The 15,897-nt window shown below is 70.8% G+C and carries 13 protein-coding genes and 1 pseudogene; 5 read left to right on the top strand and 9 right to left on the bottom strand.

Annotation, left to right across the window (positions count from 1 at the left end):
- The first annotated feature begins 80 nt into the window (after nucleotides 1-80).
- Nucleotides 81-704: a TetR/AcrR family transcriptional regulator gene (locus ACIBK8_RS07940; RefSeq protein WP_399040782.1), complete on the top strand. Its 624-nt coding sequence runs from the start codon at nucleotides 81-83 to the stop codon at nucleotides 702-704.
- A 123-nt stretch (nucleotides 705-827) separates the two neighbouring features.
- On the opposite strand, the gene ACIBK8_RS07935 is transcribed toward ACIBK8_RS07940, so the two are convergent.
- The 5 genes from ACIBK8_RS07935 to ACIBK8_RS07915 are packed head-to-tail and all read right to left on the bottom strand — an operon-like array spanning nucleotide 828 to nucleotide 5,974.
- On the bottom strand, nucleotides 828-2,216 hold the full coding sequence (locus ACIBK8_RS07935; RefSeq protein WP_399040781.1) for an aldehyde dehydrogenase family protein: 1,389 nt from the start codon (nucleotides 2,214-2,216) through the stop codon (nucleotides 828-830).
- Between the two features lie 17 nt (nucleotides 2,217-2,233).
- Nucleotides 2,234-3,481, bottom strand: a complete 1,248-nt coding sequence (locus ACIBK8_RS07930) for a cytochrome P450 (protein ID WP_399040780.1) — start codon at nucleotides 3,479-3,481, stop codon at nucleotides 2,234-2,236.
- 48 nt (nucleotides 3,482-3,529) lie between these two features.
- On the bottom strand, nucleotides 3,530-4,678 hold the full coding sequence (locus ACIBK8_RS07925; protein ID WP_399040778.1) for an NAD(P)/FAD-dependent oxidoreductase: 1,149 nt from the start codon (nucleotides 4,676-4,678) through the stop codon (nucleotides 3,530-3,532).
- A gap of 10 nt (nucleotides 4,679-4,688) precedes the next feature.
- Nucleotides 4,689-5,783, bottom strand: a complete 1,095-nt coding sequence (locus tag ACIBK8_RS07920; RefSeq protein ID WP_399040777.1) for an NAD(P)-dependent alcohol dehydrogenase — start codon at nucleotides 5,781-5,783, stop codon at nucleotides 4,689-4,691.
- Nucleotides 5,780-5,974, bottom strand: a complete 195-nt coding sequence (locus ACIBK8_RS07915; protein ID WP_399040776.1) for a ferredoxin — start codon at nucleotides 5,972-5,974, stop codon at nucleotides 5,780-5,782. Before ACIBK8_RS07915 ends, ACIBK8_RS07920 begins: the two co-directional genes overlap by 4 nt.
- 545 nt (nucleotides 5,975-6,519) lie before the next feature.
- Between ACIBK8_RS07915 and ACIBK8_RS07910 the strand changes: the two genes are divergently transcribed.
- Nucleotides 6,520-7,404 (top strand): Lrp/AsnC family transcriptional regulator, encoded by an 885-nt coding sequence (locus ACIBK8_RS07910; protein ID WP_399040774.1) that lies wholly within the window; start codon nucleotides 6,520-6,522, stop codon nucleotides 7,402-7,404.
- Nucleotides 7,405-7,517: 113 nt separating this feature from the next.
- Here the strand turns inward: ACIBK8_RS07910 and ACIBK8_RS07905 are convergent, their stop codons facing one another.
- Nucleotides 7,518-8,597: a hypothetical protein gene (locus ACIBK8_RS07905; RefSeq protein WP_399040773.1), complete on the bottom strand. Its 1,080-nt coding sequence runs from the start codon at nucleotides 8,595-8,597 to the stop codon at nucleotides 7,518-7,520.
- 143 nt (nucleotides 8,598-8,740) lie between these two features.
- Between ACIBK8_RS07905 and ACIBK8_RS07900 the strand changes: the two genes are divergently transcribed.
- The gene (locus ACIBK8_RS07900; RefSeq protein ID WP_399040772.1) at nucleotides 8,741-11,203 is read left to right on the top strand and encodes a beta-glucosidase H; all 2,463 of its coding nucleotides are present in this window, start codon (nucleotides 8,741-8,743) and stop codon (nucleotides 11,201-11,203) included.
- 348 nt (nucleotides 11,204-11,551) lie between these two features.
- Here the strand turns inward: ACIBK8_RS07900 and ACIBK8_RS07895 are convergent.
- Nucleotides 11,552-11,788: pseudogene (locus ACIBK8_RS07895) on the bottom strand (PhzF family phenazine biosynthesis protein); the annotation flags it as partial.
- A gap of 145 nt (nucleotides 11,789-11,933) precedes the next feature.
- The gene (locus ACIBK8_RS07890; protein WP_399040771.1) at nucleotides 11,934-12,179 is read right to left on the bottom strand and encodes a hypothetical protein; all 246 of its coding nucleotides are present in this window, start codon (nucleotides 12,177-12,179) and stop codon (nucleotides 11,934-11,936) included.
- Nucleotides 12,180-13,124: 945 nt separating this feature from the next.
- Here ACIBK8_RS07890 and ACIBK8_RS07885 point away from each other — a divergent pair.
- Both ACIBK8_RS07885 and ACIBK8_RS07880 read left to right on the top strand, forming a co-directional pair.
- Complete coding sequence (locus ACIBK8_RS07885; RefSeq protein WP_399040770.1) at nucleotides 13,125-14,492, top strand: MFS transporter; 1,368 nt, start codon at nucleotides 13,125-13,127, stop codon at nucleotides 14,490-14,492.
- Between the two features lie 61 nt (nucleotides 14,493-14,553).
- Nucleotides 14,554-14,910, top strand: coding sequence for an ArsR/SmtB family transcription factor (locus ACIBK8_RS07880; protein WP_399040769.1), 357 nt, complete (start codon nucleotides 14,554-14,556; stop codon nucleotides 14,908-14,910).
- Between the two features lie 408 nt (nucleotides 14,911-15,318).
- On the opposite strand, the gene ACIBK8_RS07875 is transcribed toward ACIBK8_RS07880, so the two are convergent.
- Complete coding sequence (locus tag ACIBK8_RS07875; protein ID WP_399040768.1) at nucleotides 15,319-15,690, bottom strand: hypothetical protein; 372 nt, start codon at nucleotides 15,688-15,690, stop codon at nucleotides 15,319-15,321.
- Nucleotides 15,691-15,897: the final 207 nt, after the last annotated feature.

Here is a 15,897-nt window from a genome sequence, read left to right as displayed (position 1 = left end):
GTGGTCACAGGTGGACAGGGCTACAGAGGGATGAGCGGCCGGGCCGATCGCCGACCCCGCCGCATGACAGAATGAGACGCATGACGTCCACATCACGCGCCAGGCCCGGCCGGCCGGTTGATCCGGACATCGAATCGCGCGTGATCAAGGCGACACTTGAGGTCTACGGCGCAGTCGGCTGGGCCGGGTTCACCATCGATGCGGTGGCACGGACCTCGAAAGTCGGCAAGGCCGCTATCTACCGCCGTTGGGCCAGTAAGCAGGACCTGATCGCCGCCGCGATCCTCTCGCTGAAAGCGCCCACGCCTGTGCAGGTCACCGGCCATCTCCGGGATGACCTGACGGAGATCGCGCACCGCGTCGCCGGCCGGTATCTCGGGCCGCACGGGTTGGCACACATCCGGGCGATGGTGGAGGCGAAGGCCTATCCCGACGTACTGGGAGAGGCGCTGGAGCACATCCGCCGGGGAGCGATCACGAGCGGCCGCAGGACCGTCCTGGCCGCGATCGAGGGCGGCGAACTGCCGCCCGGGACCTCGCCGTCCCTGGTGATGGACGGCCTGGCCGGCACCCTCATGCACCACATCCTCATGGTGCCGAACTCCAAGCTCGCAGAGCTTGCAGCCGATCCGTCGAAGTTCATCGAGCAAGTCGTCGACTTCGTGCTGGCAGGCGTCGGCTGGTCCGGCCCCGAGCCTGAGTAGACGGTCGTCGGGCACAGCGAACTTCCTTGCCTCGGCTGCGTTCGGGCTGACGTCACATGGTTCGGCCGAGGGACGGTGGCGGGAATGCACACTGCCCTCGGCCCCCGGCATTCGGGTGCGGTATCACGTCGCGGAGGGCGCCGTGACGACGCTGAGCTGGGTGAGCTCGTGGAGGCCCCAGGGACCGTTCTCGACACCGAGACCGCTCCACTTGGCGCCGGAGAAGGGGAGGTCAGGGCGTAGGCCGACGGCGTGGGCGTTGACCGCGGCCTGGCCGGCGTCGAGGCGGCGGGCAACGGTGGTGGCCCGCTCGACGTCGGTGCCCCAGACGGACGACGTCAGGCCGTACTCCGAGTCGTTGGCCATGGCCACGGCGTCGTCGACATTCCGGTAGGGGAGCACCGGCAGGGCCGGGCCGAACTGCTCCTCGCCCACGATCCGGGCGTCCGCGGGGACGTCGGTGAGGATGGTGGGAGAGAAGAAGTAGCCAGGGCGGTCGATGCGGGAACCGCCGGCTGCGGCCTTGGCTCCGCGGGCGATGGCGTCGCCGACCAGTTCTTCCACCCGCCTGAGCTGCGGTTCGTTACTGATCGCGCCGAGCCGCACACCGGGCTTGGACCCGTCGTCCGGCCGCAGGGACGTGGCGATCTGGGCGAGGGCGTCCACCAGGCGTGGCTGGATGCTCTCGTGCGCGTAGACCCGCTTGACGGCCACGCAGATCTGGCCGTTGTTGCGGAAGGCGCTCCAGAACAACTGCTCGGCGATGGCCTCGGGGTCGGCGTCGGGGAGGATGATCGCCGGGTCGTTGCCGCCCAGTTCGAGGGTGATCCGCTTGAGGTCGTCGGCCGCTGCGGCGGCGACCTTCTTGCCCGTGGCGGTGGAGCCGGTGAAGCTCACCTTCCGGGCCAGCGGATGCCCGGTGAGCAGGTTGCCCAGCGGATCGGGGCCCGTGACGACGGTGAACACACCAGTGGGGAGGACCCCCTGCAGGACCTCCCCCATGGCGAGGGTCGCCAGCGGGGTGAACGGGGAGGGCTTGAGCACCATGGTGTTGCCCGCCCGCAGGGCCGGCGCGATCTTCCACATGGCCAGCAGGAGCGGGTAGTTCCACGGAGTGATGGCGGCGACCACGCCCAACGGGCGGCGGGTCACCTCCACCCGGCGGTCCGCGCCAGGGGCCGGGCGGTATTCCGGTTCGGTTTCCAGATCGGCGTAGTAGTGCAGCCACCGGACCGAGCCGTCCACCTCGGAGGCCGCCTCGGCGAGTGGTTTGCCCTGCTCGGCCGTGAGCACCGCGGCCAGCCGGTCCTTCTGCGCCAGCAACGCGTCAGCAGCGGCGCGCAGGGCTGCGCGGCGGGCTTCCTCGTCCCGGCTCCAGCTGCCGGCGAAGGCGCGTTGGGCGGCATGCACAGCCGCGTCCAGTTGCTCCGGGGAGCAGGCGGGAGCCGTGGCGAAGACCTCCCCGGTCGCAGGGTTGATCACGTCGAACGTGTTCTTCGGCTGGTCGGGCATGTGTGCACCTCCGTTGTTCACCATGTGACAGGAAGTCCGGTGAGGCCGTTGATGGGCGCATAGGTCTTGTACGGGAGGCTTTCGGCCTCCGTTGCGAGTCGAAGGCCGGGGATACGCCGGAAGAGGGTCTCGAAGATGATGTCCAGCTCAAGACGGGCGAGCGGCTGCCCCATGCACTGGTGGACACCGAAGCCGAAAGCCAGGTGGTCACGCGGGGCGCGGTGGATGTCGAAGGCGTCCGGATTCGGGTAGTGGGCGTCGTCGCGGTTGGCGGAGAAGTTGAGCGGGATGATCGCCTCACCCTTGGGAATGACCTGCCCGGCGACCTCGATGTCGTCCTTGGCGACCCGCACGACGACGAGGTGCACGATGGTCAGGAAGCGCAGCAACTCCTCGATCGCCCCTGCGCGCAGCCCGCGCTCGGCCTGCATTTCGGCCAGCTGGTCCGGGTGTTGCAGCAGGATGGCCGTGCCGAGGGCGGTCATGTTGGCGGTGGTCTCGTGACCGGCGATCAGCAGGGTGACCCCTGAGTTGATCATGGCCTCGCGGGAGATCTTCCCGTCCTTGACCGCCTTGGCCATGTCGCCCAGCATGTCCTCGCCCGGGTCGTCCAGCGCCAGCCGCTCGTCGCTGAGCTTCGCGATGTACTGCACCATCTCGGTGCGCGCCGCTGCGGACCGCTCTTCTGCGTCCGGGACGTCCGGATTGCCACGCGCCAGTAGGTCCTCGGAGGCTTTGTTGAAGAAGGCTTGGTCCTCCGCGGGGACGCCGAGCAACCAGCTCAGCACAGTGGAGGGGATGGGCAGGGCGAAGCGCTCCACCAGATCGACCGGGCGCTCCTCGCGGGCCAGCAGCTCGTCGATCGTCGCGTCGACCAGTTCCTGGATGCGCGGGCGCATGGCGTGCACCCGCTTCACGGCGAAGTGCTTGCCCAGCATCCGGCGGAAGATGGTGTGGTACGGGGGGTCTGTGCGCAGGAACGACTGGTCCTTGCCTGCCAGTCGAGGTGCGCCGAGGAGTGAGTAACCGGGGTCGGTTGCGTCCGAGCTCACGCGCGGGTCGGCGAGCAGTTCGCGGACATCCTCGTAACGGGTGACCAGCCAGCCCGGCAGGCCGTCCGCGAGCTCGACCCGGCGGATCGGCGCATTCTCGCGCAGCCAGCCGTAGGCGGCGGGCGGGTCGATCGCAGGGCGGGGCCAGGGGAAAGAGTGCTGGAGCTCGGCGGGCTCGGGGGCCCCGGCAGTGGCGGCGGTGGGTGACGTCATCGGTTCCTCCGGAGGGGAGAGACGGAAAAGGATGGGACGTAACGGAGTTCAGACGTCGAGCTGGGGGCGGAAGTGGCGCATCCGGCGTGCGCTGTTCCAGCCGAGGGCGCCGATCGGCTTGCCGCCGCTGTGGTACACGGCGACGAAGCGGCCGTCCTCCGGGCTGCCCTCGGCGATCTCGATGTCGCCCTCCAGCAGCCCGTACCCCTGGATCTTGATGTCGTACTGGTCGGTCCAGAAGTACGGGACCGGGCTGAACGGCTGCTCGGCGCCGAGCAAGTTGCGGGCCGCGGCCTTGCCCTGCTCGGTGGCATTGGTGCGGTGTTCGATCCGCAGTCGGCGGCCGTAGCCCGGGTGTTGCCAGGCGGCGACGTCGCCGGCCGCGTAGATGCCGGGGGCTGCCCGGCAGTACTGATCGCAGACGAGTGCGCCTTGGTCCAACTCCAGGCCGGAGCCGGCCAGCCAGTCGGTGGCGGGGACCGAGCCGACGGCGACCAGGACGCAGTCGGCGGGGAGAGTGGTGCCGTCGCCGAGTTCGACGGCGGTGACCCGGCCGTCGACGCCGGCGAGGTCGCGTACTCCGGCGCCCAGGTGGAGCTCGGCGCCGTTGGCCCGGTGTGCCTTGGTCATCAACTCGCCGAAGCGCTCGCCGAGTTGGCGCATCAGCGGGACCGGTGCAGGGTCGACCAGTGCGACGTCCAGGCCCAACTTCCGGGCGGTGGCGGCAACTTCGGAGCCGATCAGCCCGGCACCCACCACGACGAGCCTGGAGCCGGTGTCGAAGGCGGTGCGCAGTGCGCGGGCGTCGGCCTCGGTGCGGAGGACGTGTACGCCCGCCAGGTCGGCGCCGAAGGGCAGCGGGCGGGCGCTGACACCGGTGGCGATGATCAGGCCGTCGTATGCCAGTTGCCGTCCGCTGTCCAGAGTGACGGTGCGTCCGGCGGGGTCCAGGGCGGTGGCGCTGCGTCCGCCGAGCCAGGTGACACCCAGCGCGTCGATCTCCTCGGGGCGGCGCAGTGCTGTGCGCTCGATCTCCCACTGGCCGGCGAGTACCTGCTTGGACAGGGGCGGCCGATCATAGGGGAGACCGGACTCTGCGGAGACCAGGGTGATCTCGCCGGTGAAGCTCTCCTGGCGGAGGGCCTCGACGGCGCTGACCGCCGCGGCTCCGCCGCCGACGACGACTATGTGCTGCACGTTCGTCTCCTCAGATGACGAGGACGGGCTTGATGGTCTCGCCACTCCTGCTGTCCCGTTCGGCGTCGTTGATCGCGTCGAAGGCGTAGGGGCGGATCATCCGATCGAAGGGGAAACGGCCCTGTTGCCAGTGTTCGATCAACTGCGGGACGAAGGTCTGCGGCACCGCGTTGCCCTCCAGCAGGAAGGTCACGGTGCGCCCGGCCAGCAGCGGGGGCGGCACCTCGAGCAGCACATCGGCGCCGGCGGCCAGGCCGAGCGCGCCGCGCGGGCCGAGAGCCTCGACGGCGTAGCGCATCACGGAGGGAACTCCGGTGGTGTCGAAGGCATGGTCGACTCCACCGCCGGTGATCTCCCGCAGTTGGGCGACGAGGTCGGGGTCGGCGCCGTCCAGGGCGTGCGTGGCGCCGAGCTCGCGGGCGAGCTCGCGACGCTTGGCGTGCAGATCCACGGCTACGATCCGTCCGGCTCCAGCCATGCGGGCGGCAAGGACAGCGGAGAGACCGACGGCGCCTGAGCCGAAGACCGCCACCGAGGCACCGGCGGTGACTCCCAGACCGATCAGGATGCTGCCGGCACCGGTCTGCACCCCGCAGCCGAGCGGAGCGAGCACGTCCAGCGGCAGCTCCGGGTCGACCCGGACCAGGCTGCGCTCGGTGGCGACGCAGTGGTGGGCGAATGAGGACTGCGCGAACCATCGGGAGCTCAGTTCGGTGCCGTCCGCCGCGACCGCTCCGGTGGAGCCGTCCACCCGGCGACCGGTGAGATTGCGCTCGCGGAACTCTTCGCAAAAGGAGGGGGCGCCGGCCAGGCACTGGCGACACCAGCCGCAGCTGTCGAAACTGAGCACGACATGGTCGCCGGGACGGACACGGGTGACCCCGGGGCCGGTGGACTCCACGACTCCGGCCCCTTCATGCCCGAGGATCGCGGGCAGCAACTCGGCCCCGGCCGGACGCGGACGGCGTCCGCTGAGGTCGGTGTGGCATATGCCGACAGCGGCCACCTCGACCAGAACCTCCCCGGGGCCCGGCTCGGCGAGGTCGACGCCCTCCAGGGTGAAGGGAGCGTCACGGGAACGCAGGACGGCGGCCCGGGTTCTCATGCTGTGTCCGCGGAGGAGATCGCGCGGCCGGGGCAGACGCTGACGGACTCGCGCACGCCGTCCAGCTCCGTGGTCGGCCTGTCGTCGAGCAGGACGACAATCCCGTCGTCGTCCTGGTCGAAGACGGCAGGGGCGAGCATCACGCACTGCCCCGATCCCACGCAGCGGTCCGGCTCGATGGTGACCTGCATATGGACGCTCCCTCTCGTGTCCCGTGGCTACGGATTCTCTTCGCACTTGTTTCGGACGACTGTCGTCCAATATTGGGGGAACCTAGAAGCGCGGTCCTGTGCTGTCAAGGGTGTGGGCGCCGGTGGAGCCCTTGATCGCGGTTCGGGAGGTGGTCGGCGCAGCAGAACCAGACACATCTCGACGGCGTTTCGCAGAGGGAGATCACCTTGGCGATCCCGCTCTCCGAAGGCGGACGCGAACTCCAGCCCGTCACCCACAACTTCCTCGCTGAGCACAGCGACCGCGCCGGGATCGGTGAACTTGGCACTCACGGACGGCATCGTCGTGGGCGGCGTCGACCTGGCCATCAAGAAGGACCGCACCTCGGTGCTGTTCAAGGTGCCGAGTGCGGAGATGGGCGACATCACCCCCGCTCTGCCCCTGCGCCGCCCACAACCCAAGGTCGGCCGCGTCGATGCGGGGCGTGTACCTGTGCGCGGCCAGCGGGGCATCCAGGTGAGCGGGCGCCCCCAACGGGACCGGCGGAGGTGCTCCGTTCTCCGAAGTGGACCTGGCCCTCGTCGACGCGCTCCAGGCCGCTCCCCGGGCACCGTGGTCCCGGATCGGCCGGGCCCTCGGCGTGGACGCGACCACGGCGGCCCGCCGCTGGGAACGGCTGCGCGCGGGCGGTCTGGCCTGGGTCAGCGCGTACGACTCCGCGAAGTCGACCACCGTCGCCTACGTCGAGGTCCGGTGCCGGCCCCGGGCCGTGGAATCCGTCGGCGCCGCCCTGGCCGATATGCCCCGGGTCTTCAGCGTCGACGAGACGGCCGGCGACTTTGATCTCCTGGCCTCGGTCGTCGCGGCCGACCTGCCCGCCCTCGGCCGCTCGGTGCACGGTCTGATCGGCGGCCTGAAAGGCGTACGGTCCACCCGCACGCGCCTCGGCATCACCCTGTACAGCGAAGGCGGCGACTGGCGCATGCGGGCCATGGAGCCGTCCGGCGACGCGGAACTCTCCGCCCCGCGCACCTCACACTCGACTCCGTACAGCGCCCACATGCACCATCGACCGCCGCCCGCGGACCAAGCCCTCCTGGAAGCCCTCGGCCGCGACGGGCGCCTCGGCTACACCGACCTGGGCACCGCGACCGGCATGAGCGAACACACCGCACGGCGCCGGCTCCAGCGGATGATCCGGGACCGGGACATCACCTTCCGCTGCGACCTGGCCCATCCCCTCGCCGGGCTCTCGACGGTCGTGCTCTACCGCACCGCCGCCCCACATACCCACCTCGAAGCCACGGGCAACGCGCTGGCCCGAAGGGAAGAGGTGCGCCTGGCCGTGTCCGTCAGCGGCTCCGACAACCTCCTCGTCATGGTCTGGCTGCGCGGCCTGCACGCCATCGACCCCTTCGAGGCGCACCTCGCGGAACGCTTCCGCACCTGAAGGTCAGCGACCGCACCGTTTTCCTCCACTCCCGCAAACGCATGGGCCCACTCCTCGACACCACCGGCCGAGCCGTCGGACACGTCTCCTTCTCCCTGCCGCAGGTCTGACCCCTACGGCTGGACCGCGTTCGCCGTCGAGGTCAAGGAGGTCCCGAGTTCTGGCGCCGACGCGGCGGCGAGTTCGGCGGCGATGGCCTGGAGCAGGTCGCGGGGGACGAGGCCGACCGCGAACGCGGCGATCTGGAGCAGGGACATCTCCCCGGCCATGCGGGCGAACGGGCCGTCCAGGAGTGCCGTGAAGTGCGTACGCAGGATGCGTTCGCCCTCGGCGTGGGCGAGCAGGTCGCGCAGCGGGGTGTGGACGCTGAGCGGGCCGGTGGGGAAGTCCTCCGGGCGGGGTGGGGGTGCGGTGGACGCCTCCACTTGGGGGCGCTGCGCCCGGGCGAGCAGATGCGCTTCGGTGACCGGGCCGGACTCCGGCAGTCCGAGCCGCACGTACTGCTCCCGCGGGGCGTCCGAGGTCCTCAGCAGGTCGGTCAGCAGCGTCGCCATGCGCAGCTCCAACGCGTCGTCGACGAGCGGGTGTTGCTGCTCGGGGTCGGTTTCCAGGTCGTAGAGCAAGGTTCCGAAGGCGTACGGGTTGGACATGGCGTGGCCCGGCACCTCTTCTTCGCCGACCACGGCGAATACCTCGGCGACCACAGGGTGATCGAGAAGTGGCCGTCCGCGATGCACGACTGCATCACCCGCGACCCGCTGATCATCAGCGGTGCCGGGCTCGGCGAAGGCGGCCAGGAGTGCGATGCGATGGTGGAGATGGTCGACGTCCTGCCGACTGTGCTCGATCTCGTGGGCGTGCCCGCGCCCCATCGCCACTTCGGCCGCAGCCTCCTGCCGCTGCTGGGTGATCTGGCGGCGCCGCACCGTGAGCTCGCCTTCACCGAGGGCGGGTTCACCGTCGACGAGGAACCGCAGATGGAGCGCGCGGACTTCCCCTACGACCTGAAGTCGGCCCTCCAGCACCAGGGTCCGACCCTGGTGGGCAAGGCCGTCGCCGCCCGGGACCGGGAGTGGACGTACGTGTGGCGGCTGTACGAACAGCCCGAGCTGTACCACCGCGCCGATGACCCGCACGAGCGCAGCAACCTCGCGGGCCGCCCCGAACACGCCGACGTGGAAAGGCGCCTGCACGATGCCGTGCTGCGCTGGCTGGTGGAGACCTCCGACGTCATCCCGGCCGACCCCGACCCGCGCCGACCCGACGTGGCCCTGCCCACCCCGGCCGCACCCGCCCAGTCCTGGGCGATCCCCGCATCCACGCAAAGGAACCCACGATGCACCACACCAACCGTCTGGCCGCCGTCGAAGCCGCCCTGGCCCGCCTCGACCTCGACGCCAAGACGCGCCTGCTCGCCGGCCAGGACCTGTGGTCCCTGCCCGCCGTCCCGGAGATCGGCCTGGAGTCCGTGGTCATGTCGGACGGGCCCGTCGGCGTGCGCGGACCCGATTTCAACCCCGACGACCCGGCCCTCACCCTGCCCAGCCCCACCGCCCTTGCCGCCACCTGGAGCCCGGACCTGGCCCGCACGGCCGGCCGTGCCCTCGCCCAGGAGGCCCACCGCAAGGACGTGCACGTCCTGCTCGCCCCCACCGTCAATCTGCACCGCTCCCCGCTGGGCGGCCGCCACTTCGAGTCGTACGCGGAGGACCCACTGCTCACGGCCCGCATCGGCGCGGGATACGTCACGGGCCTCCAGGAGAGCGGCATCGCCACCACCGTCAAGCACTTCGTCGCCAACGACGCCGAGACCGAACGCTTCACCGTTGACAACCAGGTCGGCCCCCGCGCCCTGCGCGAGCTCTACCTCGCCCCGTTCGAGGAGATCATCGCCACGGCCCGGCCCTGGGCGCTGATGTCCGCCTACAACTCCGTCAACGGATCCACCATGACGGAGCACCGCCCGCTCCAGATCGGCGTCCTGCGTGAGGAGTGGGGCTTCGACGGCGTCGTGGTCTCCGACTGGCTGGCCGCCCGGGACACCGTGCGGGCCATCGAGGGCGGACTCGACATCGCCATGCCGGGCCCGTTCAGCGTCTTCGGCCCGGCGCTCGCCGCCGCCGTACGCGACGGCCGGGTAGCGGAGGCCACGGTGGACACCGCCGTACGACACGTCCTCCTGCTCGCCGCACGCCTCGGCCTGCTGAAGGGCGCCCCGCCCGTCGTGGGGCAGGCCGACCGCCCCGCGTCCGTGGACGGGGAGGCCGTGGCCCGCGAGATCGCCACCCGGTCCATCGTGATGCTGGAGAACCGCGACCGTACCCTGCCACTGAACGCCTCCGGCACCCGCCGCGTCGCGCTCGTCGGCCGGGCCGCCCGCGACGCCCGCATCCTCGGCGGCGGCTCCGCCACAGTCTTCCCCTCCCATGTGATCTCCCCGCTGGACGGACTGCGCGCCGCACTCCCGGACGACGTAGCACTCGACTACGCCATGGGCGCCGACCCGAACAACGAACTCTCCATCGCCGCAGCACAGTTCACGCTCCGCGCCGTCCTGCGGGACGCGCGCGGATCAGTTCTCGGCGAGTGCCCGCTGCCGGTCGGCAACCTGCGCTGGACGGCTGACGCACTGCCCGACGGCGCCGACTTCGATGCCCTGGACTCGGTCGAGATCACCGGCACCTTCACCCCACAGGACAGCGGTACCCACCACTTCGGCACGCGCGGCAACGGCGACTTCCGGCTCACCGTGGACGGCAGTGCCGTGTACGAAGGGAACGACGACCCGGAGGACACAGAACCGACGGGCGCGGTCCTGATCGGCCGATGTGTGCCGCGCGGCACCGCGGACCTGGAAGGGGGCCGCCCGGTCACCATCAGCCTCCTCAACCACACACCCAAGGGCGCCATCGGCCCGCTGCACGGCGTCGCCTTCAGCCTCGCCCACCGGGCGCCGGAACGCGACGGCGACCAGCTCATCGAGGAAGCGGTCGCCGCCGCGTCCGCCGCCGACGTCGCGGTCGTCGTGGTCGCCACCACCGAACACGTCGAGAGCGAGGGCTTCGACCGCGTCACCCTGCGCCTGCCGGGGCGCCAGGACGAACTCGTCGCCCGCGTCGCCGCCGCCAACCCGCGCACCGTCGTGATCGTCAACTCCGGTGCGCCCGTGGAGATGCCGTGGCGCGAGGAGGTCGCCGCGGTACTGCTGAGCTGGTTCCCGGGACAGGAGGGCGGCGCGGCCCTGGCCGACGTGCTCCTCGGCCACGCCGAGCCGGGCGGCCGCCTGCCCACCACCTGGCCCGCCCGTCTCACCGACGCCCCCGTCACCCAGGTCACCCCCACCGACGGCGTCCTGCGCTACGCCGAGGGCGCCCTCATCGGCTACCGCGCCTGGCAGCGCCATGCCACCGCCCCCGCCTACCCCTTCGGCCACGGACTCGGCTACACCGACTGGACGTACGAACACATCGAGCTCACGGGCACCGACACGGTCCGCATCCGGCTGCGCAACACCGGCGACCGCACCGGCCGGGAAGTGGTCCAGCTCTACGTCGCCCCCACCCGGCCCGATACCGCGGAACGGCCGGAGCGCTGCCTCGCGGGATTCGCAGCCGTCACCGCGGAACCGGGCGAGGCCGCAACGGCCGAAATCCCGCTTCCCGAGCGCGCCTTCACCCTTTGGGACGAGAACAGCGGCGGCTGGACGACAATCCCCGGCGAGTACCAGGTGCTGGCCGGCCACAGCGTCGCCGACACCCGCCTCTCGGCCGTCATCGCCGTACCCGCCAAGGGCGCCTGAGACTCGGCCGCTTCCATGAAGGCACTCCACGAAGACAGCACTCCCTCGGCCGCCGGCCGCACGGCGCAGCAGGATCGCGGCGGCGGTCAGATAGGCGAGGTCGCACGCCGCGCTGCGCTCCACCGCCACGCGGTAGCCCTGGATCTGTCCCCGAGACAGCTGCGGGTCGAACTCGGGGACACCGAAGATCTCCAGCGCCGCCTCGGCCTCCTCGTGGCGGGATGCGCAGCCGGCCTTCGGCAATGGGACTGACGGCCCTTCCCACGCGGATGGACGTGATCTCTCCGCTGGCGGCAACGGCCGCCGTGGCGTGGAGGGTGGAAGGGCGGCCGAACTGGGCCCCTGGCTGAGTGTGATCTGGGTGCCCATGGGCACCAGCCCATGTCGCACGAGGTGGGCGGCCAATGAGCCAGCCGCCGATCCACATGCCGGATCTTCGGGGACGTAGTCATGCGGGCTGAACATCCGGGTGGTCCATCGCGTGCCTTCCTCGGCAAAGACGTTGACCCGGCAGGGCCCTGCGACCCGGCGAAGTCGGGGACGAGGCCGGCGACGTCGGGGACGAGGCGAAGGCGGCCCCTCCAGCCCCCGCGTAGGGGGTGGAGGAGCCGCCTCCGTCCGTCACGTCGACGGAACGTCCGGTACGGGTGCGGCATCCGGTTCTCCGACGTGCGCGCGGCCAAGGGCACCGGGCCTCGATGGAGAGGGCCGGAGGTGACCCGCCTCGGACTCAGCCCCGGTAGAAGACCAGCATGCTGCCCGGGTTCTGGGGTTCGCGTTCGCAGTGGACGATCGTGACGTGGTGGCCCACTCCCTCGTCTACAAGCTTCTGGGTCTCCTGCGTGTGGCAGTCCGTCGCGGCGTCGCCCTGCGTGTCCACCGAGGGGAGGTCGGCGGCCTGGGCGGCTCCGATGCCGAGGCCGGAGAAGGCCAGGATGCTGGCGGCGGCGACGGCTGCGCGCTGGAACTTGCGCATGTTTTCTCTCCTTTACGTGCCTACGTGCAGTGGTGCGTGCGCGCTTCTGCGGCGCACGGGCCCGCTACTCGCGGAGCGCGGCTGGCGGACCGGCCCCGCGGTCAGCCGGAGTCGTGTCCGACGTGGCAAAGCGTCGCGTTACGCTTCGAGTTCTTCCCGGGCGCTGAGTAGTCGATCACACGAACAGGTGGGACTCCAAGTGCTCGCGGTCCCTGTTACAGGGCTACAACAGACCAGCCGGAGTCGATTCCCCGCGTGCCGACCCGAGGCCGAAGCGGAACCCGCTCGGCTGCTCCAGGAGTTCAGAGGCCGATCTCCGCCCACACAGTCCGGCCCGAAGGCGGCCCCGTCCTCGAACGGGTCCGCGTCCCCTGTGCCGGCCCCGGACGGTCACGCACCAAACCGGCCAAGGTGCGTGCCGACAAAACCGAGGGCTCTGGCACGAACCGCTCCAGGGAGCAAGGGACTTGACCGAGAATCCGTGGCCGCCCGGGCACCTGCCCCTCCCGGACCCGGCCTCCCACCACTCCGACCGCAACGAGGACCACGCCGCCCCCGCGAGTGGAAGCACACCCCGATAGCCAACGAACTGCGGCTCCTCCCCCACCCGGTGACCGGCCAGAGCACCATCCAGCCCTTCCACCACCAGCACACGCTACGCCCGGATGCCGAACTCGGGCTCGTTCGCGAACCGGACACCAAGCGCAGCTGAGCGCTCGCCATCCGAGTCACCGGCACTCACCCGGCCCCCCGGCGCCCGGCGCGTGGACCATCCCATATAGCAGTGGATCCCCGGTTAGCGAAACCGGGGATCCACCGGACCCTTAGTAGTCCACCGCCACCCCCAACCATCGGCAGGAAGGGCCATTCAGCCATCGCGTGCATACATATGCACATGTTTTCCGGGGTAAGCGTGGCTGAGGGGTCGTCTGATCGGGAGGGGCCATGCTGTCCGTCTTGCAACACCGCACGTACCGTCGCCTGTTCACCGCCCAGGTGATCGCGCTGGTGGGGACCGGGCTGGCGACGGTGGCCCTGAGCCTGCTCGCCTACGACATCGCCGGCCCAGGTGCCGGGTCGGTGCTGGGAACGGCGCTGGCGATCAAGATGGTGGCGTATCTGGGGCTCGCGCCGGTCATCAGCGCGCTCGCGCACCGGCTTCCGACGCGACCGCTGCTGGTGGGCGCCGACCTGGTCCGGGCAGCGGTGGCGTGCGGCCTGCCGTTCGTCACCGAGGTCTGGCAGGTCTACGCCCTGATCTTCGCGCTCCAGGCGGCCTCGGCCACCTTCACCCCCGCCTTCCAGTCCCTGATACCCCAGTTGCTGCCCGAAGAAGAGGACTACACCCGGGCCCTGTCCCTGTCGCGCCTGGCGTACGACCTGGAGATGCTCTTCTCCCCGGCGCTGGCCGCCGCGTTGCTGTCCTGGGTCACCTACAACTGGCTCTTCGCGGGTACTGCGGCCGGCTTCCTCGCCTCCGCCGTACTCGTCGCATCCGCCGTCTTCCCCGCCGCCGCAGCCAATCCGGCCCCGGACCGGAACGGGCCCGGCTTCACGGCCCGCGCCACCCGGGGCACCCGGCTGTTCACAGCCACCCCGCGCCTGCGCGCCCTGCTGGCGCTGACCCTGGCGGTGGCCGCGGGCGGCGCGATGGTGATGGTCAACACCATCGTCTACGTACGCGACCACCTGCACCGCACCACTTCGGACGTGCCACTGGCCCTGGGTGCCTACGGCGCCGGATCCATCGGCGCCGCCCTGCTGTTGCCCCGCCTCCTGCGGCGCGCCCGCGACCGCACCCTGATGCTGCCCGCCGCCCTGGTCTCCGCGGGCCTGCTCCTCGCCCTGGCCGCCGCCACCCGGGCCACACCCGGCAGTTGGACATGGCCGGCTCTGCTGGCCGCGTGGGCCGCCTTCGGCGCCACCGAATCGCTCATCATGACGCCCACCGGCCGCCTGGTACGCCGCTCGGCCGCCCCCGGCGACCTGAACGCCGCCTTCGCCGCCCAGTTCTCGCTCTCCCATGGTTGTTGGCTGCTGACCTACCCGCTCGCGGGATGGCTCGGCGCCGAGGCCGGCCTGCCCACCGCCGCCCTCGCCCTCGGCGTGGTCGCCCTGGCAGCGGCGACGGCGGCCTGGCACCTGTGGCCCGACCCCGACCCCAGCAACCTGCCCCACGTCCACACCGCCCTGACCCACGAGCACCCGCACCTCGCCGACGCCCACCGGGCGGGCGACGGGTGGCATCACGTCCACGACTTCGTCATCGACGACCTGCACCGCCGCTGGCCCGCACGGGCCACCGCCGACTGACCTCCCGGTTCCGCGCCCTTTGGCCGGAGGCAGGTGAGCAGGCGGCGCCTACCATGTGCGCATGAGCGCACGCGTGCACGCCGCAACTGCACACTCCACGCAACAACAGGAAAACGAGGAGCGGTTGCAGACCGCCGCAGCCGTCCTGGCGCTGCTCGCCGACCGCACCCGCCTGGCCCTGCTCCAGCACCTCACCGAGGGCGAGGCGGACGTCGCCACCCTGACCGCCGCAAGCGGTGCGGCCCGCCCCTCGGTCAGCCAGCACCTGGCCAAACTCCGCCTGGCCGGACTGGTCACCACCCGCAAGGACGGCCGCCGGGTCGTCTACCGCCTCCAGCACGGCCACCTCAAGCGCCTGGTCGCCGAAGCGCTCAACGTCGCCGACCACCAGATCGGCCAACTGCCGCCTCACGACTAAGGATTGCCTGACGGGACGACAACGGACGGTCCCTATCCCCACTCCGCGCTGCCCTGCCCGCCCGCACGCTCAACTGGCCAGCCACAACGCTCAGCCACACGGCTGTGGTCGGGTGGCCGGGGACCATTGCTGATCCCCGGCTACCCGACCACATGGTTGTGACCGAGCGCCACAGCTGGCCAGTTGAGCGCTGTACTTGGCTATCGGTCTGGATTCGTCAAGGCAAAGTCAGGGCACGCGAAATCGCCCTGGCGACACGTTCCGAGCGAACCGGCAGCTGCGTGGCGGTCCAGGGCGTAGCCAGGCGAAGCAAGTCGGTCAGGTCCTCCTCCGCGCCTGTCAGCAGACAGCGCAGTTCGCCCGCCGGCACCTCGATGCACGGACTTGCGTCCACTTCACTGTCGAGGGTCAGGCGGACGGTGTCCCCGTGGCGTTCGGCAAGGGGGAGGGAGCATGGCCGAAGCCGGCGCGACCATCGCCGTCGAGGACCTCCCACCACTCGCCCCGGTCCTCAAGACCGCTGCAGCAGCCCAGTACCAGGACCGTCCCGGTGGCAGTGTCGGTCACCCGAAGCCCGCCTGATGCGGTAGGGGCATCCGTGGTCAGCAGCCCCTGCAGGAAGCTACCGAGCCGGTCGGCGGGGTGAAGCGGACGGTCATCTCCCGGATCCATGTCGTTGCAGGCAACAAGCGCCATCACCGCGGTGCCGACCTCGTCCGGTTCCAGTGCCCCGCTGAGCGCCAGAAAGGCGTAGGGCTCGACCTCGGCAACCGGCCACAACCCTCGGGCGTACAAATCTCAAGGACGGGCTGCATGGTGATCACCTTCGGATGATGCCGCAGCGTCATCCGAAGACGCACGGCACATACGGGGATTGCCCCGAGCAGCGGACCGAGCGGCCAACCACAGCGCTCAGCCACACTGGTGTGGTGGGGGTTGCCGGGGGCCCTTGTGTTAGCCCCCCAACCCCCCCCCAGAGAACACTGG

It is taken from the genome of Streptomyces sp. NPDC050161 (assembly GCF_044460025.1).
GTDB lineage: Bacteria > Actinomycetota > Actinomycetes > Streptomycetales > Streptomycetaceae > Streptomyces.
Note: the sequence above shows the minus strand (reverse complement) of the source record. Positions and strands in the feature narration are given on the sequence as shown.